The organism is Pseudomonas sp. CVAP#3, assembly GCF_018986375.1.
GTDB lineage: Bacteria > Pseudomonadota > Gammaproteobacteria > Pseudomonadales > Pseudomonadaceae > Aquipseudomonas > Aquipseudomonas helvetica.
Map to the genome: position 1 here is coordinate 155,988 of NZ_JAHMSC010000011.1, position 17,674 is coordinate 173,661.

Annotated in this window: 16 protein-coding genes; 9 read left to right on the forward strand and 7 right to left on the reverse strand. The window is 60.6% G+C overall.

The window, feature by feature from the left end; genetic code table 11:
- Positions 1–8: 8 nt before the first annotated feature.
- The 9 genes from KRR23_RS19355 to KRR23_RS19395 all read left to right on the forward strand — a co-directional run bounded on the left by KRR23_RS19355 (position 9) and on the right by KRR23_RS19395 (position 12,416).
- On the forward strand, positions 9–968 hold the full coding sequence (locus tag KRR23_RS19355; protein ID WP_019690591.1) for a MoxR family ATPase: 960 nt from the start codon (positions 9–11) through the stop codon (positions 966–968).
- A gap of 5 nt (positions 969–973) precedes the next feature.
- Positions 974–1,918 (forward strand): DUF58 domain-containing protein, encoded by a 945-nt coding sequence (locus KRR23_RS19360; protein ID WP_054597168.1) that lies wholly within the window; start codon positions 974–976, stop codon positions 1,916–1,918.
- The gene (locus KRR23_RS19365; RefSeq protein WP_054597167.1) at positions 1,915–2,409 is read left to right on the forward strand and encodes a DUF4381 domain-containing protein; all 495 of its coding nucleotides are present in this window, start codon (positions 1,915–1,917) and stop codon (positions 2,407–2,409) included. Before KRR23_RS19360 ends, KRR23_RS19365 begins: the two co-directional genes overlap by 4 nt.
- Positions 2,402–3,478 (forward strand): VWA domain-containing protein, encoded by a 1,077-nt coding sequence (locus KRR23_RS19370; RefSeq protein WP_216743819.1) that lies wholly within the window; start codon positions 2,402–2,404, stop codon positions 3,476–3,478. Before KRR23_RS19365 ends, KRR23_RS19370 begins: the two co-directional genes overlap by 8 nt.
- The gene (locus tag KRR23_RS19375) at positions 3,475–5,226 is read left to right on the forward strand and encodes a VWA domain-containing protein (protein WP_216743820.1); all 1,752 of its coding nucleotides are present in this window, start codon (positions 3,475–3,477) and stop codon (positions 5,224–5,226) included. Before KRR23_RS19370 ends, KRR23_RS19375 begins: the two co-directional genes overlap by 4 nt.
- Positions 5,223–6,863 (forward strand): BatD family protein, encoded by a 1,641-nt coding sequence (locus KRR23_RS19380; protein ID WP_216743821.1) that lies wholly within the window; start codon positions 5,223–5,225, stop codon positions 6,861–6,863. The genes KRR23_RS19375 and KRR23_RS19380 overlap by 4 nt, the downstream gene beginning before the upstream one ends.
- A 62-nt stretch (positions 6,864–6,925) precedes the next feature.
- Positions 6,926–8,170, forward strand: a complete 1,245-nt coding sequence (locus KRR23_RS19385; RefSeq protein WP_216743822.1) for an exonuclease SbcCD subunit D C-terminal domain-containing protein — start codon at positions 6,926–6,928, stop codon at positions 8,168–8,170.
- Positions 8,167–11,808: an AAA family ATPase gene (locus KRR23_RS19390; protein ID WP_216743823.1), complete on the forward strand. Its 3,642-nt coding sequence runs from the start codon at positions 8,167–8,169 to the stop codon at positions 11,806–11,808. Before KRR23_RS19385 ends, KRR23_RS19390 begins: the two co-directional genes overlap by 4 nt.
- Entirely contained in the window at positions 11,805–12,416 is a 612-nt protein-coding gene (locus tag KRR23_RS19395; RefSeq protein ID WP_216743824.1) for a glutathione S-transferase, read from the forward strand. The genes KRR23_RS19390 and KRR23_RS19395 overlap by 4 nt, the downstream gene beginning before the upstream one ends.
- Before the next feature lie 4 nt (positions 12,417–12,420).
- Here KRR23_RS19395 and KRR23_RS19400 read toward each other — a convergent pair whose 3' ends face one another.
- The 7 genes from KRR23_RS19400 to KRR23_RS19425 all read right to left on the reverse strand — a co-directional run bounded on the left by KRR23_RS19400 (position 12,421) and on the right by KRR23_RS19425 (position 17,668).
- The gene (locus KRR23_RS19400; protein WP_216743825.1) at positions 12,421–12,678 is read right to left on the reverse strand and encodes a hypothetical protein; all 258 of its coding nucleotides are present in this window, start codon (positions 12,676–12,678) and stop codon (positions 12,421–12,423) included.
- Positions 12,675–12,884, reverse strand: a complete 210-nt coding sequence (locus KRR23_RS19405; RefSeq protein WP_216743826.1) for a hypothetical protein — start codon at positions 12,882–12,884, stop codon at positions 12,675–12,677. The genes KRR23_RS19400 and KRR23_RS19405 overlap by 4 nt, the downstream gene beginning before the upstream one ends.
- A gap of 115 nt (positions 12,885–12,999) precedes the next feature.
- A complete protein-coding gene (locus KRR23_RS29320; protein WP_301542427.1) occupies positions 13,000–13,125 on the reverse strand; it encodes a hypothetical protein in 126 nt (41 codons plus the stop codon).
- 211 nt (positions 13,126–13,336) lie between these two features.
- Positions 13,337–13,516 (reverse strand): hypothetical protein, encoded by a 180-nt coding sequence (locus KRR23_RS19410; protein ID WP_054597153.1) that lies wholly within the window; start codon positions 13,514–13,516, stop codon positions 13,337–13,339.
- A 158-nt stretch (positions 13,517–13,674) separates the two neighbouring features.
- On the reverse strand, positions 13,675–14,850 hold the full coding sequence (locus KRR23_RS19415) for a lactonase family protein (protein ID WP_301542428.1): 1,176 nt from the start codon (positions 14,848–14,850) through the stop codon (positions 13,675–13,677).
- Positions 14,837–15,127 carry a DUF5629 family protein gene (locus KRR23_RS19420; protein WP_103314690.1) on the reverse strand — a complete coding sequence of 97 codons (291 nt, stop codon included), beginning with the start codon at positions 15,125–15,127 and terminating at the stop codon, positions 14,837–14,839. The genes KRR23_RS19415 and KRR23_RS19420 overlap by 14 nt, the downstream gene beginning before the upstream one ends.
- A gap of 156 nt (positions 15,128–15,283) precedes the next feature.
- Positions 15,284–17,668 (reverse strand): RND family transporter, encoded by a 2,385-nt coding sequence (locus KRR23_RS19425; RefSeq protein WP_216743827.1) that lies wholly within the window; start codon positions 17,666–17,668, stop codon positions 15,284–15,286.
- Positions 17,669–17,674 lie beyond the last annotated feature (6 nt).

Below are 17,674 nucleotides of genomic sequence, written 5' to 3' on the forward strand. Positions count from 1 at the left end.
AGTCATCGATGGAACATCGTGAAGCGCTGCTTGCGCTGCGAACCTTTCTTTCAACGCAGATTCTCGGCCAGGAAAAACTCATCGAGCGGTTGCTCATCGCTCTGCTCGCTGACGGCCACATGCTGGTCGAAGGCGCCCCTGGCCTGGCCAAGACCAAGGCCATCAAAGAGCTTGCCGAAGGTATCGAAGCACAATTCCATCGCATCCAGTTCACGCCCGACCTGCTGCCTGCCGACATCACCGGCACCGAGATCTACCGTCCGGAAACCGGCAGCTTCGTGTTCCAGCAGGGACCGATCTTCCATAACCTGGTGCTGGCCGACGAAATCAACCGGGCACCGGCCAAGGTCCAGTCGGCCTTGCTCGAAGCCATGGGCGAGCGGCAGGTCAGCGTCGGGCGCAGCACGTATGAGCTGTCGCCGCTGTTTCTGGTCATGGCGACCCAAAACCCGATCGAACAGGAAGGCACCTACCCACTGCCTGAAGCCCAGCTCGACCGTTTCCTGATGCACGTCAAAATCGGATTCCCGGACGCGGCCGTCGAACGACGCATCCTGCAACAGGCCCGCGGTGAAGCGCTGCACGGCGAAACCAAACCCGAGCGCCGGATCAGCCAGCAAGCGATATTTGCCGCGCGCAAGGAAATCCTCGGTTTGTACATGGCTGACGCCGTGGAGGAATACCTGGTGCAGTTGGTCATGGCGACCCGCACGCCGGGCAAGTTCGACCCGGAAATGTCCGAGTGGATTGCCTATGGCGCCAGCCCGCGTGGCTCCATCGCCCTCGACCGTTGCGCCCGCGCTCACGCCTGGCTGGCCGGTCGTGACTTCGTCAGCCCCGAAGACATTCAAGCGGTGCTGTTCGACGTGTTGCGCCATCGCATCATTCTTTCCTTCGAAGCCGAAGCCGCTGGTATTGACCAGGACCGTGTGGTCCAGCGGATTCTCGACGTCGTTGCCGTCGCTTGACCCCGATGACCAAGCCGCTTGCGCCCGAACCGGGTATCCGTGTCAGTCTCTCCGAGCTGATCGAGATGCGCCATCGCGTGCGCGAAGTGCAATTGTTTTCCACCCCGAGTCAGCGCAGCCCGCTGATTGGCCTGCACCATTCCAAGTTGCGCGGGCGTGGCGTGGACTTCGATCAGGTGCGGGTCTATCAGGCTGGCGACGATGTGCGAACCATCGACTGGCGCGTCACCGCACGCACCCAGGAGCCGCACACCAAGCTGTTTCATGAGGAGCGCGAGCGGCCGATTTTCATCATGGTCGAGCAAAGTCGTCGGCTGTTTTTCGGCTCGGGGCTGATGTTCAAATCGGTGTTGGCCGCACAAGCCGCGAGCCTGATCGGTTGGGCTGCACTGGGACACAACGACCGTGTTGGCGGGCTGGTGTACGGTGACAACGAGCACTACGAAATCAAACCCCGGCGCAGCAAGCAAAGCCTGCTGCAATTGCTCAACCGCATGGTGCGCGTCAACCAGTCCCTCACGACCGAAAGCGAGCCGGATCGCGACAGTCTGGGCATGGCCTTGCGCCGCGCGCGCGAAGTGCTGCGCCCGGGGAGCCTGGTGATCGTGATCTGCGACGAGCGCGCCTTGTCCGAAGGCGCCGAACAGCAACTGAGCCTGCTGTCGCGGCACTGTGACTTGCTGTTGTTGCCAGTCTCCGACCCTCTGGACCACGCCCTGCCCGCTGCCGGTTTGCTGCGTTTTGCCGAGCGCGGGGCTCAACTTGAACTCGATACGCTGAACGTCGACCTGCGCCAAAGTTATCGCGCCCAGGCCGAAGCCCGCATCGCCCGCTGGGAATTGCTGGCGCAGAAACTGCGCGTACTGTTAATGCCGCTGAGCACTCAAAGCGAAATGGTCGAACAATTGCGTGAATACCTGAACCCGAAACGTCCGGGTAAAAGCCAATGAACAGCCTCGATCAACTGCAACCCCTGATGACTCCGCCGCCCATCGAGTTCTGGCCGCCGGCGCCGGGTTGGTGGCTGCTATTGGTGCTGCTGCCACTGATCGGCTTTGGCCTGTGGCAACTGCGCCGCTTTATTCCCGTCAAGCGCTCTATCGTGCGCGCCGAACAGCCGCTGGACCCGGTGCGACTGGCAGCACTGGCGGAACTGGCGCAAATGCCCAAACCCTATGACGGTGCGCCCGCCGGTGCCTGGTTGCAGCAACTCAACGGGCTGCTCAAGCGCCTGTGTCGCAACCATTACCCCTACAGCCAGAGCCACACCCTGAACGGTCGTAAATGGCTGGCGTTTCTCGACAACCGTTGCCCGGCTGCCGGCCTGACCCGCTGGATGATTCTGGTTGAAGGCGCTTACAAACCGGAATGCAAACTCGACGACAAGGCCATCGCCGGCCTGACACAAGCCGTCGACACCTGGATTCGCAAGCATGTTTGAGTTCGCCTGGCCCTGGATCTTCGCCCTGCTGCCACTGCCGTGGCTGATGCGGATTGTGCTGCCGGTCGCCGACAGCGGCGAACCGGCGCTCAAGGTCAGCTTTCTGTCCGACCTTGAAGGCCTGGCCCGGCGTCGCGCGCGTGCCAACCTGCCGACCTGGCGCCAGCAAGCACCGTTCATCCTGCTCTGGCTGCTGCTGTTGATCGCCGCCGCACGCCCGCAATGGCTCGGCGAGCCGCTGCCGATTGCCGCCAGTGGGCGCGATCTGCTGGTGGCCGTCGACGTTTCCGGCTCCATGGATTTCCCCGACATGGAGTGGCAAGACGAAGACGTCAGCCGCCTGACACTGGTCAAACACTTGCTCGGTGACTTCCTTGAAGAGCGCGATGGCGATCGCGTCGGCCTGATCCTGTTCGGCAGCCAGGCGTATCTGCAAGCACCGCTGACGTTCGACCGGCGCACCGTGCGCATCTGGCTTGACGAAGCGCGGATCGGCATTGCCGGCAAGAACACCGCCATTGGCGACGCCATCGGCCTGGCCTTGAAGCGCTTGCGCCAACGTCCGGCGCAGAGCCGCGTGCTGATTCTGGTCACCGACGGCGCCAACAATGGCGGTGAAATCGATCCGCTGACCGCGGCAAGACTGGCTGCCGAAGAAGGCGTGAAAATCTACCCGATCGGCATTGGTGCCGATCCGGAGCAAGCCGGCCCTCTGGCTTTTCTGGCGGGAAACCCGACCATGGACCTCGATGAACCCGCCTTGAAAGCCATCGCCGAAGCTACCGGCGGGCGCTACTTCCGTGCACGTGACGGCAAGGAATTGCTGGAGATCAAGAAGACCCTTGATCAACTGGAACCTGTGACTCAACAACCAACCCAGGCTCGCCCGGCGCAAGCGCTGTACAACTGGCCGCTGGCCGCCGCGTTGCTGATGAGCCTGTTGCTGGTGATTCGCGAACGCTGGCCAGACAACCCGATGCAACGTTTTTTCACCCGGTCGAATTTTCTGCAACAGCACCCTGACTGGCGCCAGCGGCTTAAACGCCTGCGCCTGCGGAGGCGCCGATGATCGCGCTTTGGCCGCATTGGTTCCGTCCCTGGTGGCTGCTGCTGTTGCCGCTATTGGGCTGGTTGCTGTGGCAACTCTGGCACCGGCAAAAACGCGCGGGTCGCTGGCAGATGATCCTGCCGCCGGCCTTCCACGCCACCCTGCTCAGCGGTGGCAACGGGCATGAAAGCAAGTTGCCGTGGGTCGCCCTGGGCCTGGCCTGGGTTCTGGCGGTATTGGCGCTATTGGGGCCCAGCTGGGAACGGGTCGAACAATCCGCGCAGAAACCTGCCGACCCCTTGGTGGTTCTGTTTGAATTGACCCCGGAAATGCTCGCCACCGACGTGCCGTCCACGCGCCTTGAACAGGCCCGGCGCAAGCTGCTCGATCTATTACAAGCCCGCAGCGACGCACAGACCGCCATCGTCGTCTATGCCGGTAGCGCGCACACGCTGGTGCCGCTCTCGGACGACCTGGCCACCAGCAGCAACCTGCTGGAAGCGCTGAAACCTTCGATCATGCCCGAGGCCGGTCATCGCGCCGATCTGGCCGTGACCAAGGCGCTGACATTACTCAACCGCGGCGCCCTCGGCCAGGGCCGGATTCTGCTGATTGGCTCATCCCTCAGCGAACAGGAGCGCCAGGGTATTCGTCAGGCTCTGCGCGGTCAGGCACCGCAATGGTTGATGCTCGGCATCGGCACCCCGCAAGGCGCACCGATCGCTGACGAACACGGCAGCTTCCTCAAGGATGCGCAAGGCGCGATCCTCGTGCCGCGTCTCGACGGGCCAAGCCTTAAAGCCTTTGCCAGCGAAATGGAGGGGAGTTACCGGCAAGCGCAGCTGGACGACAGCGACCTGCGCGGTCTCGGGCTGCTCGATAGCCCGCATAGCGTGCGTAACGATGGCCAGACCCTGCGCCTCGATACCTGGGCCGATCAGGGCTATTGGCTGTTACTGCCGCTGTTGCTGCTGACGGCCTGCGCCGGACGCCGAGGCTGGCTGTTTTGCCTGCCATTGCTGTTCATGCTGCCGCAACCGAGTTACGCCTTCGAGTTCAACGATCTTTGGCTGCGCCCGGACCAACAGGGCCTGCACTTGCTCAAGCAACACCAGCCCGCGGAGGCCGCGCAGCGTTTTCAGGATCGGCAATGGCAAGGCGTCGCGCTGTATGAGGCCGGTGAGTATGCTGCTGCCGCCGAGCGTTTCGCCGAAGGCAACGACGCCCGTGCGAACTACAATCGCGGCAACGCCCTGGCTAAAAGCGGTGAACTGGAAGCTGCCGTCGATGCCTATGAACAAGCCCTTGAGCTGCAACCTGATTTACGCCCGGCGCAGACCAACAAAGCGCTGGTAGAAGCGTTGATCAAACAGAAAGCCTCCACTTCATCCAATGAGCCCGATAAAACCGACGGCGAAGAGCACCTGCAAACCCAGCAACCCCCGCCACCGGGTGCGTCGACACAAACCTCGACCGGTGACGAGCAAAAGACCGACACGCAAACCGCGCAATCGCACGTCGACGCCAACAGCGAAAACCAGACCGACAGCCCGCCACAACCGGGCAATAATGAAGTGCCGGGCAGTGAGTTGGGCGATGAACAACGCAGCACACCGCCGATCCGCACCGCCGACGCCAACTTCGACGGCGAGCACCGCCAGGCCCTGGAGCAATGGCTGCGTAAAATCCCGGATGAGCCGGGCGAACTGCTTAAACGTAAATTCTGGTACGAACAGCAACAACATCAGGATCAGGGAAAAACTCGATGACCCGCTTCACCGTTCTATTGCTCAGCCTTTCGCTCTGGACCGTGGGTGCCCAGGCTGCGGGTCTGGTTGCCAGCATCGATCGCAGCCGCGTGAATTCCGGCGAGACGGTCGAACTGACCCTCGAATCCAGCGATGTCACGCAGTTCGGCAAACCTGACCTGAGCGCACTTGACCCACTGTTCGAGGTTCGCGGCACCCGCCAGGTCAACCAGCTCACAACCCTGGGCGACGACAGCCACGCCACCACCCGCTGGATCATCACCCTTCTGCCCCGCCACAACGGCACACTGGTCATCCCGTCCCTGGCGCTTGGTGAGTACAAAAGCCAGCCGATCAACTTGCAGGTGGTCGAAAGCGAGAAGCAGGACAGCGCCGACAAACTGGCGCCCGTGTTCATCGAGACCAGCCTCGATCAGGACACGGTGTACGTGCAGGCCCAGGCGATTCTGACCTTGCGCATCTATCACTCGGTGTCGCTGTATGACGACAGCAGCCTGACCCCGCTGCAAATCCCCGATGCGCGCGTCGAACAACTCGGCGAGTCGCGCACTTACGAAAAAGTCATCAATGACCTGCGCCACGGTGTGATCGAACGGCGCTACGCAATTTACCCACAACACAGTGGCGTGCTGACGATTCCCGCGCAGATGTTCAGCGCCACCCTGGTGGAGACACAACCCTCTCAGGAGTCGGCCCCGCAAGGGCCAAAAGCGGGCAAACTGATTCGCGTGAGCTCCACCGGGCTCAACCTGACCGTCAAGCCCAAACCGGCCGATTATCCCGCCGACGCTCCTTGGCTACCAGCACGCAGCCTGAGTCTCAGTGAAAGCTGGAACCCTACGCCTGATCACGTTCAAGTGGGCGACTCCATGACCCGCAGCCTGACCCTGAAAGCCGAAGGCCTGGCCAGCTCGCAACTGCCGCCCCTGCCCGCCACTGAAACCAGCGGATTGCGGCGTTATCCCGATCAGCCACAATTGAGCAATCAGCCCAGTGACCGGGGGTTGACCGGCATCCGCGAAGACCGCGAAGCACTGGTGCCCACTCGTATCGGGCAGATCGAATTGCCGCCCGTGGAAGTGGTCTGGTGGAACACCCTTCAAGATCATCTGGAGCGCAGCAGCCTGCCCGCTCGCACCCTGAACACCGTGAGCAACCCGAGCCTGATGGTCGACACTCCAGCGGGCAACGTGCCGGCTACGGTAGCGCTCGGCAGTGAAGCGCTCTGGTACTGGAAGCTCAGCACCTTGATCCTCGCCTGCACCACCTTGCTTGGCTTCGGCCTGTGGTGGCGTGCGCGTTGGCAGCCGGCGATTCTGCGCGCCGCGCAAACGGGCCCGAGCCCGCGCACGCTACTTGACGACCTCAAGCGTGCGTGCCAGGCCAACGACCCTCAAGCCACCCGTCAGGCGCTCGACGCCTGGGCCCGCCAACAGCCGGAAACCCTGGCCGACATGGCTGCACGCTTCGTACCGCTGTCCGACGCCCTGGACGGCTTGAATGGCGCGCTCTACAGCGAAACCGGGCATTACTGGCAAGGCGAAGAACTCTGGCGCGCGATCCGCGCCATCCCGATTGCCGAACGGGTCCATGACCCGGTGGGCGACAGTGGTTTGCCGCCGCTTTATCCGAAGTAACCGCTCGTCCCAAACCCAATCAACGGGTTCTTTTTTCATATTGAGTATTCGCGGAGTTTGCCTTGCGTCTGTTCCACACCTCCGACTGGCACCTTGGGCAAAACCTGCATGGCCAGGAGCGCGACTTTGAACACGGCTGTTTCCTCGACTGGCTGCTGCGTCAGCTGGCGCTCGAAAAGCCCGAGGTGCTGCTGATCGCTGGCGACATCTTCGACACGGTCAATCCACCGGTCAAAGCCCAGGAACGTCTCTACGACTTCATCGTCAGCGCGCACGAGCAACAGCCATCGCTGACCATCGTGATGATCGCCGGCAACCATGACTCCGGCTCGCGGATCGAATTGCCCGCGCCGTTGATGCGCCGGTTGCGCACTCATGCACTGGGTCGGGTGTTGTGGCTCGATGACGGGCAACTGGACGCCGAGCGCTTGTTGATTCCGCTGCCCGATGCCTCGGGTGAAATCGCTGGCTGGTGCCTGGCACTGCCGTTTCTGCGACCCGCCGAAGTTACCGGCGCGCATCTGGGCGACAACTATCTACGCGGCATTGGTCAGGTGCATGAATGGCTGATCGAAGCTGCCAATGCCAAGCGCCAACCCGGTCAGGCATTGATCGCCATCAGCCACGCGCACATGGCTGGTGGTTCGGTGTCCGAGGACTCCGAGCGCAGCCTGATCATTGGCAACGCCGAAGCCCTGCCCGCCAGCCTGTTCGGGCCGAGTATCAGCTATGTTGCCCTTGGCCATTTGCACAAGCCGCAGAAGGTCAACGGCGAGGAGCGCATTCGCTACAGCGGCTCACCGATTCCGTTGTCGTTTTCCGAAATCGGCTATCAGCATCAGATTCTCGACATCACGCTCGACGGCGAGACGCTGCTCAGCGTCGAACCCCGGTTGATCCCCCGGGCGGTCAACCTGCAACGCCTGGGCCCTGCTCCGCTCAGTGAAATCCTGACGCAGCTCGCGGATTTGCCGAACATCGACCTGTTGGCCGATCTCCAGCGCCAACCGTGGCTTGAAGTCCGCGTACGCCTCGATGAACCGCAACCGGACCTGCGCCAACAGGTCGAAACCGCCCTGCAAGGCAAAGCCGTGCGGCTGGTGCGAATCGCTGCCGAATACGCAGGCAATGGCGGTCGAGACGGCGCGGATGATACGGGTCAGCTGGTCGAACTGGACCAGCTCACGCCACAGGAATTATTCAGCCGTGCCTGGCTCGATAACTACGGCAGCGCCGTCGACGAACAGACACTCAAGGACTTTGCGGTGCTGCTGCAAGACGTTCAGCAGGAGAGCGAACAGCCATGAAAATCCTCGCGATCCGCCTGAAAAACCTCGCCTCGCTGGCGGGCCCCTTTGAAATCGACTTCACCGCCGAACCCTTGGCCAGTTCCGGTCTGTTTGCGATTACCGGGCCAACCGGTGCCGGCAAAAGCACCTTGCTCGATGCGTTGTGCCTGGCGCTGTTTGGCGCAGTGCCGCGCCTCAACAACACCGGACGAGACGCCAAAGTACCGGATGCAGACGGCGAGATCGCCACCGGCGACCCGCGCACCCTGCTGCGCCGTGGCACCGGTGACGGCTATGCCGAGGTCGACTTTGTCGGCATCGACGGCCGTCGCTACCGTGCACGCTGGGAGGCCAATCGCGCCCGTGAAAAAGCCAACGGCAAACTGCAAGCCAGCCGTCAAAGCCTGCGCGACCTCGACACCGATCAACTGCTGGCCAGCCAGAAAGGCGAATACAAAACTCAACTTGAAGCCGTGCTGGGCCTGAACTTCGAACAGTTCACCCGCGCGGTGATGCTCGCTCAAAGCGAGTTCAGCGCGTTTCTCAAGGCCGATGACAACGATCGTAGCGAACTGCTGGAAAAACTCACCGACACCGCGCTCTACACGCGCTTGGGCAAGCGTGCTTTCGACAAAAGCAAGGAAACCCGCGAAGCCCACAAGTTGCTGCAAGATCAGGCCACTGGCGTAACGCCCCTTGAACCCGAGGCCCGCGCTGAACTCGATCAGCGCTTCAACGAAGCCCAGCAACAACTCAAAAACCAGCAAGCACAGCTCAAGCAGCTCGAGCTGCAAAACACCTGGCTCAAAGAACTGCAGCAGTTGCAGGACCAGCAACAGGCCGCCGCCGAGCAGTTGCAACAGGCACAACAGTCGTGGGACGCCCAGGCTGGCGAACGGCTGAACCTGGCGCGCCTGGAACAACTGGCACCGCAGCGGCATCAGTTTGCCCGGCAAACCGAGCTGCGCGCGCAACTAAGCCCATTGGCCGCGCTGATTCAGCAACACGCTCAACAACAGAGCGAGTTGCAAACCCGTCAGGTTCAACTCGAACACAGCGTGGAATCCGCAAAAGCCGCGCTGATCCAGGCCCAAAGCCAGCACAGCAACAACGCCCCACTGCTGCGTCAGGCCTTCGAAGAACAGAGCAACCTGGCACGCCTGATCCAGACCATCAACGCCTCAGCCGAACTCAAGCACAACGCCGAACTGGCCAGCACTGAAGGCCAACAAGCCATCGCGCAAATGCTCGAACAGCAACAACGGGCTGCCGAACGCCTGGCGACGATTGCGACGCAACTGGAACAGAGCCTCCAACTGGCTCCCGTCAGTGACGCCTGGAACGCTTACCGCGAACGATTACAGCAACTGATGCTGGTCGGCAATCGCCTGAAAAAGGGTCAGGCCGAACTGCTCCAAATGGAACAACGGGCGGCGGACACCGCCGCCCAGCTCAGCGCGCAACGGCAAAGCCTGGAGCTGCTCTACAGCGAAGCCGGCGCTGAACCTGCGGCTGTTGCCGAACAGATTCAGATCCTCGGCAGCCTGCTGCAAGACAACCGCAAGCAGCAACGCGCCATCGAAGAGCTCGCGCGATTGTGGGCCCGTCAGCAGGAACTGGACAAGCGCACGCAGGAACTGCAACAGCGCCTGCAGACCGTCCAGACAGAACGCGAACGCCTGACCCGCGAAGGCGTCCAGGCCAAGGCCGAACTGACTGTCGCCGAGCAGACCCTGAAAGTCACCCGGGAACTGCTGGAGCGTCAGCGCCTGGCGCGCAGTGCCAGCGTCGAAGAGTTGCGCGGGCAGTTACAGGACGATCAACCGTGCCCGGTCTGCGGCAGCGTCGAGCATCCTTATCATCAGCCAGAAGCATTGTTGCAAAGCCTCGGCCGGCACGATGAAAGCGAACAGGCCAATGCACAAAAAGCCGTTGACCTGCTCAAGGAAAAACTCGCGGACCTGCGTGCCGAAGTCGGCGGGCTGATTGCCCAGCAAAAAGAACTGCTGCAACAACAGGAACAGCTGGCAGCCCAGCAGCAGAGCCTGACACCGAACGTTGAAGCGCATCCACTGGCCGCCCAGTTGCTGATCCAGGAAACCGGCAAACGTGACGCCTGGCTGAATCAGCAAAGTGCTCAGCTGAATCAGAGCATTGCCCAGGACGAACAGCGACAAAGCGCCCTGCTCACCTTGCAGCAAGACGCCGCACGTCTTCAGCAACAGCTGCAAGCCGCCGACCAGGCCAGCCAGCAGGCTGCCCAGCAACTGGCGATCCAGCAGCGCGAGTTGAGCAATGACAGCCAGCGCCTTGAAGAAGAACTGGCAGCGTTCAGCGCCCTGCTTCCGGCGGCGACCCTTGACGGTTTGCGCAACGAGCCCGCTGCGACCTTCATGCAACTCGATCAGCAGGTCGCCCAGCGGCTGGAACAGCTGGAATTGCAACGCGAAGAACTCAGCGAACAACAACAGCGTCAGCAAACCCTCGAGAAAGAACAGGACCGGCAGCTGACACGCGTGCAGCAATTGGAAGCCGCACAGCTGCAATTCAGCGCACTCGCCGAGCAGCAACACGCCGCCCAACAAAAACTCGCCGAACTGCTGGGTGAGCAGCCGAGCGCCGAACAGTGGCAACAGCAACTGGATCAGGCCGTCGAACAGGCTCGACAGGCCGAAGCGGTGGCCAATCAGCACTTGCAGGAAGTCCGCAGCCAGCAGATTCAACTGGCCGCCGAGCTCAGGGCGGAACAACAACGCCAGCACGCGCTGGAAGCCGAAAGTCATGAGCTGAGCGGCAGGATTGCCGAATGGCGCGCCCATCATCCAGAACTCGACGATGGCGGTCTGGAGCAGTTACTGGCGCTCAGCGACGAGCACGTCAGCCAGCTGCGTCAACAGCTTCAGCTCGGCGAAAAAGCCATCGAGCAAGCCAAGGTTCTGCTGCATGAACGCGAACAGCGCCTGCACAGCCATCAGGCGCAGCACAACGGCAACCTCGATGCCGAACAACTGGCCACAGCCCTTGGCGAGCTGCAAAACCAGTTCGGGATCAGCGAACAGCTCTGCGCCGAACTGCGTGCGCAACAAGCCGAAGATCAACGCCGTCAGGACGCCAATCAGGCGCTGGCACAACGCATTAGCGATGCCTACAACGAGTGGCAGCGCTGGGCACGGCTGAATGCCTTGATCGGCTCGGCCACCGGAGACACTTTCCGCAAGATCGCCCAGGCCTACAACCTCGATTTGCTGGTGCATCACGCCAACGCCCAGTTGCGCCAACTGGTGCGCCGCTACCGGCTCAAGCGCGGCGGAAGCATGCTCGGCTTGCTGGTGATGGACACGGAGATGGGCGACGAACTGCGCTCGGTGCATTCGCTGTCGGGCGGCGAAACCTTCCTGGTGTCGCTGGCACTGGCGCTGGGCCTGGCCTCGATGGCGTCGAGCACGCTGAAAATCGAATCGCTGTTCATCGATGAAGGCTTCGGCAGCCTCGATCCCGAGTCACTGCAATTGGCGATGGACGCCCTCGATGGCCTGCAGGCGCAGGGTCGCAAGGTCGGCGTAATCTCCCACGTACAGGAAATGCACGAGCGAATCCCGGTGCAGATCCAGGTGCGTCGACAAGGCAATGGCCTGAGTACGCTGGAGGTCAAATGAGCACGCCGACGCTCTACTCTTTCCGCCGCTGCCCCTACGCCATGCGCGCACGCATGGCGTTGCGTTACAGTTCAGTGGCGGTGGACATTGTCGAGGTCAGCCTTAAAGCCAAGCCGCCGGAGATGCTTGCGCTGTCGAGCAAAGGCACCGTACCGGTGCTGAGCCTGGACGGTCGGGTGATCGAGGAAAGCCTGGAGATCATGCAATGGGCGCTGGAACAGAACGACCCGCAGGATTGGTTGCTCAAGGACGATCCTGCGGCGCAGCAACGTGGCGCGGCGCTGATCGAAGCAAACGATCAGACATTCAAGCTGCACCTCAATCGCTACAAATACGCTGAACGCTACCCGGAACATCCCATGGAGCATTACCGCGCGGAAGGCGAAGTGTTTTTGCGCGAACTGGATGAGTTGCTGCAACAGCGAGCTTATCTGGTGGCCGATCATGTGAGCCTGGCGGATATCGCCCTGGCGCCGTTCATACGCCAGTTCGCGCATGTCGACCGCGAGTGGTTTGCGCAGACGCCGTATCGGCAACTTCAGGCCTGGTTGCAGGGGATTCTTGAATCAGCGTTGTTCGGCGCCATCATGGCCAAACAACCAACCTGACTTCCTACGCCAACGCGCTGCACATTTGCAGCGCCGAGCAATCAACCTCAAACGGCCCCAGAACCACTGCTTTGGGTTTGGCCGGCGGATTACCCGCCAACAACCCCAGCGCCTTGGCGGTCTGGATGTTGTGGGCGATGTTGTGATTGCACTCGATGGCCCGTGCCAGCGAACCCGCCGAGCCTTGGCCGATGCCGAGCAGTGAAGATCCATTGGTCAGGAATGCCAGGAAGGCGACGACCATCAGTTTGCGCCCTTTCATACCCCCACGGCTCCCGCGACGTCGGAATGCTCAGCGCTGACGTGCTGCGCGTGCTCAAACTGGATGGCGGGATAAGCGACCTGAATCGGCGCTTGCATGACGCGCTGCGACTGGGCCGAAAGGCTGACCACCAAAACCATCGCCACGTATAAACCAATGGCTACATACGCGCCGTGTTTGGCAGAAGAAAGGATTGCGCTGGCCATGGGATTCTCCGTGGGCATGTTTCAGTGCCCACAGGATCAATCAATCAGCCTGCTATGAATAGCGACCTTTATGCATAGTAGCTATCAGTTTAATTGATCGAAAATCCGACAACTTTCAGCCCTGCAACACGCTCATCAAACGCTCGTGTGCGGCTTCAGGCTCGCCGTCAACCGGGCGGGCAGCCGAGAGAATCGGGGTGGAATAGAGAAACAGCAGCACCACTGCCAGACGCATCGCCATGTCATCGATCCTTGGGAAAGATTGAGTCAATAAATTAGCGTCAAATTTAAACACATGGCCATGTGACATTACACGAGATATTTGTGCTGATTGGGGTGCGGAGTCGCAAATGCTTTATGCAGGAGCGACATCACTCTGGTCTTTCCAGCGAAAGGATCGCTGATCGGATCAAGTGACTTCGCTCCTGCATAAAGTCGGCAGGGCTTTAATCTCAGTGTTGGATCTTGTGATCCAGCGCGGCGTAGAAGTTGGCGCTTTGTTGCAGGTATTTCTGGGTGTAGCTGTGGGTGCCGGATTTTTTCGAGCTGATCTCAGTGTTGGCACTGGCTGGCAGAGCAACGCTGGCTGAGATGGCGGATGCGGCGATCACGGAGAAGAGATTGAAGTTCATGGTGGTAACCCTCGTAGATTCAGTTGGCTTGCTTGCCTGTTCAGGCCGTGAAGCAAACTTACGCCCGAGGGTTGACGCTCTTGAAATCTTTTGTAGCAGTAGCGGATATCACTCAGATTAATAGAACCGTGCAGGCCCCGGCGCACAGGGCCTGCGGCCTATTGACGCAGGAAAAACTTGATATCGCTGGGTGAATCGAACGGCAGTTTTTGCACGGTTTTGCCCAGCAGACCGGTCTTCACATCACGCGCGATGATAACGATCTGGTTGCTCTTCTGGTTGGCGACCAGCACGAACTTGCCGCTCGGATCGAGACTGAACTCACGCGGGTGATCACCCTCCACCGAACGGCGCTGAAGCTCCTTAAGCTCGCCACTGACCGGATCAATGGCAAACACCAGCAACTCGTTAGTGGTGCCCCGGTTGCTGACGTAGAGGAACTTGCCATCCGACGAGGCATGCAGCGCAGCGGCGGCTTTCTGCGCCGGAGGTTTGCCGGCTGCCAGGTCGACCATTTGCCGCTGGGTCAGTTTGCCGGCCTGATAATCGAACACCGCGACTTGCGCGCTCATTTCCAGGGTCAGGTACGCGTGCTTGCCGTCGGCACTGAACAGCAAATGCCGCGGCCCGCTGCCGGGCGGCAACTGAACCGAAGCTGGTGTGGCTGCGGTCAGCGGTCGCTCTGGGTTGGCCTTGGGGTCATAGCGATAGACAAAGACCTTGTCGGCGCCCAGGTCATTGGCAAACACGTACTGACCGTCCGGCGAGGACACTGTCGAATGCACGTGCGCCGACATCTGCCGCTCGGGATTGACCCGGCTCGGCTGATGGCTGCTCAACTGCACAGGCGGCGTCAGCTTGCCATCGGCGCTCACTGGCAATACCGCCAGGCTGCCACCCGGGTCTTCGGCCACCGAATAGTTGCTGACAAACAGGTGCTTGCCGTCAGCGCTCAGACTGGAATGGGTCGGCTCATTGCCCAGACTCTGGACCTGACTGATCAGGCTCAGTTGGTGGGTTTTCGGCTCGACCGAAAAACTGCTGACGCGCCCTACCGGATCGGCTTGCCCTGGACCGTTTTCGTTAACCACAAACAGTCGACGCTGATCGCTGGACAAGGTCAACCACGACGGGTTGGCGCTCTTGACCACCTGCAACGGCGTCGCGTCAAGTTGACCGCTCTGGCTATCGAATTTGAGTCGGTAGATCCCCTGGCTCTGGCCTTGGGTGTAGGTGCCGATCAGCAACTGGAAGCTCTCGGCGGATGCGCTGGAAAGGCTCATTGCCCCGACACTGCCGGCCATCAGCAGCGGCCAGAGTTTACGCATCTTCATTGGTTTCGTCTTCGTCGTCGTTACCGCCGAACGCGTCCAGGCAGACCAGACGATGCTCACCGGAATCACCGATGATCAGCCAGCTCTGCAGGTCTTGATCGAAGGTCGCAGCCTTAACCTGAGCCGGGCTGAACTCCCAGTGCTTGGCCGCTCGGCCATCCATGCATTCGATGTGCAGATTGTCGTCTTCGTCGAGAGCGAATTCGAAGGCGTGAAAGCCGTCGATTTCGACCATGGTGCAGTGTTCGAGGGCGTTGAGAAGGGTTTCGGCAGTCATGGCAATCATGTCTTTCAGGGGAAAACAGCAATGATAGCGCATTGTTGCCGCAAACCCTGTGGGAGCGAGCAGGCTCGCACACAGGGGGCGGTGTGAAATTCGAGAAATAACAAAGCCGCAGCCCGAAGGTTGCGGCTTTGTTATTTTCGACCTCGATCAGTGAGCGAACAACGAGTTGCCCTTCTTTCCCGCGAGCTTCTCAGGCTTGATCAGGAAACGCGCCAACGCCGGCAACAGCCACAGCGCACCGAACATGTTCCAGAGCAGCATGAAGGTCAGCATCAGGCCCATGTCTGCCTGGAACTTGATCGCCGAGAAGATCCAGGTGCACACGCCAATGGCCAGGCACAGACCGGTGAACAGTACCGCTTTACCGGTGGACTTCAGGGTCTGGTAGTAAGCCTCTTGCAACGGCAGACCGGCACGCAGGAAGCTTTCGAGGCGACTGTAGATGTAGATGCCGTAATCCACGCCAATCCCCACCCCGAGCGCCACCACCGGCAAGGTCGCGACTTTCACGCCGATGCCCATGAACGCCATCAGCGCATTGCCCAGCACCGAGGTCAGTACCAGCGGCAACACGATGCACAAGGTCGCCGCCCAGGAACGGAAGGTAATCATGCACATGGTGGCCACACAGATGTACACCAGCACCAGGATGGTCAGCTCGGATTCCTTGATCACCTCGTTGGTGGCCGCTTCGATCCCGGCGTTCCCGGCAGCCAGGATGAACTCCAGGCCGTCCTTGTTATTTTCCTTGGCGAAGTCCTGCACCGCATGCACTGCACGGTCGAGGGTTTCGGCCTTGTGGTCGTTGAGGAACACCAGCACCGGCGCCAGCGAGCAGCTGTTGTTGTACAGGCCATCGGCACGGGCGATGGAGTTGTTCAGCACGTCCGGGTTACGCGACAGGGTTTCCCACTTCAGGTTGCCCTCGTTCATGCCCTTGATCATCTGCTTGGAGACGGTCACCAGGGAAATCGCCGACTGCACGCCCTCGGTGTTCTGCATCTTCCACATCAGTTCATCGATTGGCGCCATGGCTTCGTAACGCGAACAGCCTTCCGCCTTGGTCTTGACCATCACCACCAGCACATCGGAGCTGGTGGAGTAGTTTTTGATGATGAAGTTATTGTCCTGGTTGTAGCGCGAATCCGGGCGCAGCTCCGGCGCACCTTGGTCAAGGTCGCCGATTTTCAGGTTCTGGCTGTACCAGAGACCACCACCGAAGGCGATCAGCGCCAGGAGAATAGAAACCGGGGCGACTTTCGAGCTGGCAAAATTGGACAGCAAACGCCAGAACGAATGCTCGCGGATTGCGTCTTTCTTGCTGCGTTCAACAGCGCGTTTGCTGATGCCGACGTAGGAAATCGCTACCGGCAGCAGGATCAGGTTGGTGAACACGATCACCGCCACGCCGATGGACGCGCCGATGGCCAGTTCGCGGATCACCCCGATATCGATGATCAGCAAGGTAATGAAACCCACCGCATCCGCGAGGATCGCAATCATCCCCGGCAAAAACAGCTGTCGGAACGTGCGCCGGGCAGCGGTCAAGGCGTTGTCCGCATCGCTGGACTGCAAGGCAATCCCGTTGATCTTCTGCACGCCGTGGGAAATACCGATGGCGAAAATCAGGAACGGTACCAGCATCGAGTACGGGTCCAGACCAAAGCCGAAGGCGTGCATCAACCCGAGTTGCCAGACCACCGCCACCAGGGTGGTGCTCAACACCGCCACGGTACTGCGCAGGCAGTTGGTGAACCACAGGAGCAGGATCAGGGTGATGACGAACGCCACGCCGAAGAACATCACCACCATGATCAGGCCATCAATCAGGTCACCGACCTTCTTGGCAAAACCGACGATATGGATCTGTACGTTGGGGTTCTGTTTTTCGAACTTGTCGCGGATCTTGTTTTCAAGTTCGTGGGAGAACTTCTGGTAGTCCAGCGCCAGCAACTTGCCCTGGTCCTGCGGGTCCGGGTAGGACTCCAGCAGCGGGATATCGACGATGCTCGACTTGAAATCGTTGGCCACCAACCGACCGACCTGACCGGATTTGAGCACGTTGTTGCGCAGCAGATCGAGGCTGTCGACCGAGCCGTTGTAGCTCTGCGGGATCACTTCGCCTCCGGCAAAACCTTCCTCGGTCACTTCGGTCCAGCGCACGCTCGGACTCCACAGCGACTTGAGGCCGGAACGGTCGACACCGGAGATGTAGAACACCTCGTCGTTGATCTGGCGCAGGGTTTCCATGTACTCCTTGGAGAAGATGTCGCCATTGGTGGCTTCCACGGAAATACGCACGGTATTGCCGAGGTTGGCCAGGTCATTGCGATGCTCCATCATCTTTTCAATGAAAGGATGCTTGAGCGGGATCATTTTTTCGAAGCTGGTGGACGGCCTGATCAGCGTCGCCTGCCAGAACAGGAACATGCTGACCAGCAGGCAGATGACGATCACTGCCGGGCGGTTGTTGAAAATCAGGCGCTCGAGAAACGTCGCCTTGTCCTGATGATGACTGCTCATGGATGTCATAGCTCC

Bases quoted from the DNA above. Each gene is read 5' to 3' on its own strand.
- KRR23_RS19410 (WP_054597153.1), bottom strand. From the start codon at position 13,516: ATGAACTTCAATCTCTTCTCCGTGATCGCCGCATCCGCCATCTCAGCC.
- KRR23_RS19355 (WP_019690591.1), top strand. From the start codon at position 9: ATGGAACATCGTGAAGCGCTGCTTGCGCTGCGAACCTTTCTTTCAACG.
- KRR23_RS19425 (WP_216743827.1), bottom strand. From the start codon at position 17,668: ATGACATCCATGAGCAGTCATCATCAGGACAAGGCGACGTTTCTCGAG.
- KRR23_RS19405 (WP_216743826.1), bottom strand. From the start codon at position 12,884: ATGGCCAGCGCAATCCTTTCTTCTGCCAAACACGGCGCGTATGTAGCC.
- KRR23_RS19370 (WP_216743819.1), top strand. From the start codon at position 2,402: ATGTTTGAGTTCGCCTGGCCCTGGATCTTCGCCCTGCTGCCACTGCCG.
- KRR23_RS19415 (WP_301542428.1), bottom strand. From the start codon at position 14,850: ATGAAGATGCGTAAACTCTGGCCGCTGCTGATGGCCGGCAGTGTCGGG.
- KRR23_RS19400 (WP_216743825.1), bottom strand. From the start codon at position 12,678: ATGAAAGGGCGCAAACTGATGGTCGTCGCCTTCCTGGCATTCCTGACC.
- KRR23_RS19395 (WP_216743824.1), top strand. From the start codon at position 11,805: ATGAGCACGCCGACGCTCTACTCTTTCCGCCGCTGCCCCTACGCCATG.
- KRR23_RS29320 (WP_301542427.1), bottom strand. From the start codon at position 13,125: ATGGCGATGCGTCTGGCAGTGGTGCTGCTGTTTCTCTATTCCACCCCG.
- KRR23_RS19390 (WP_216743823.1), top strand. From the start codon at position 8,167: ATGAAAATCCTCGCGATCCGCCTGAAAAACCTCGCCTCGCTGGCGGGC.
- KRR23_RS19380 (WP_216743821.1), top strand. From the start codon at position 5,223: ATGACCCGCTTCACCGTTCTATTGCTCAGCCTTTCGCTCTGGACCGTG.
- KRR23_RS19375 (WP_216743820.1), top strand. From the start codon at position 3,475: ATGATCGCGCTTTGGCCGCATTGGTTCCGTCCCTGGTGGCTGCTGCTG.
- KRR23_RS19360 (WP_054597168.1), top strand. From the start codon at position 974: ATGACCAAGCCGCTTGCGCCCGAACCGGGTATCCGTGTCAGTCTCTCC.
- KRR23_RS19420 (WP_103314690.1), bottom strand. From the start codon at position 15,127: ATGACTGCCGAAACCCTTCTCAACGCCCTCGAACACTGCACCATGGTC.
- KRR23_RS19365 (WP_054597167.1), top strand. From the start codon at position 1,915: ATGAACAGCCTCGATCAACTGCAACCCCTGATGACTCCGCCGCCCATC.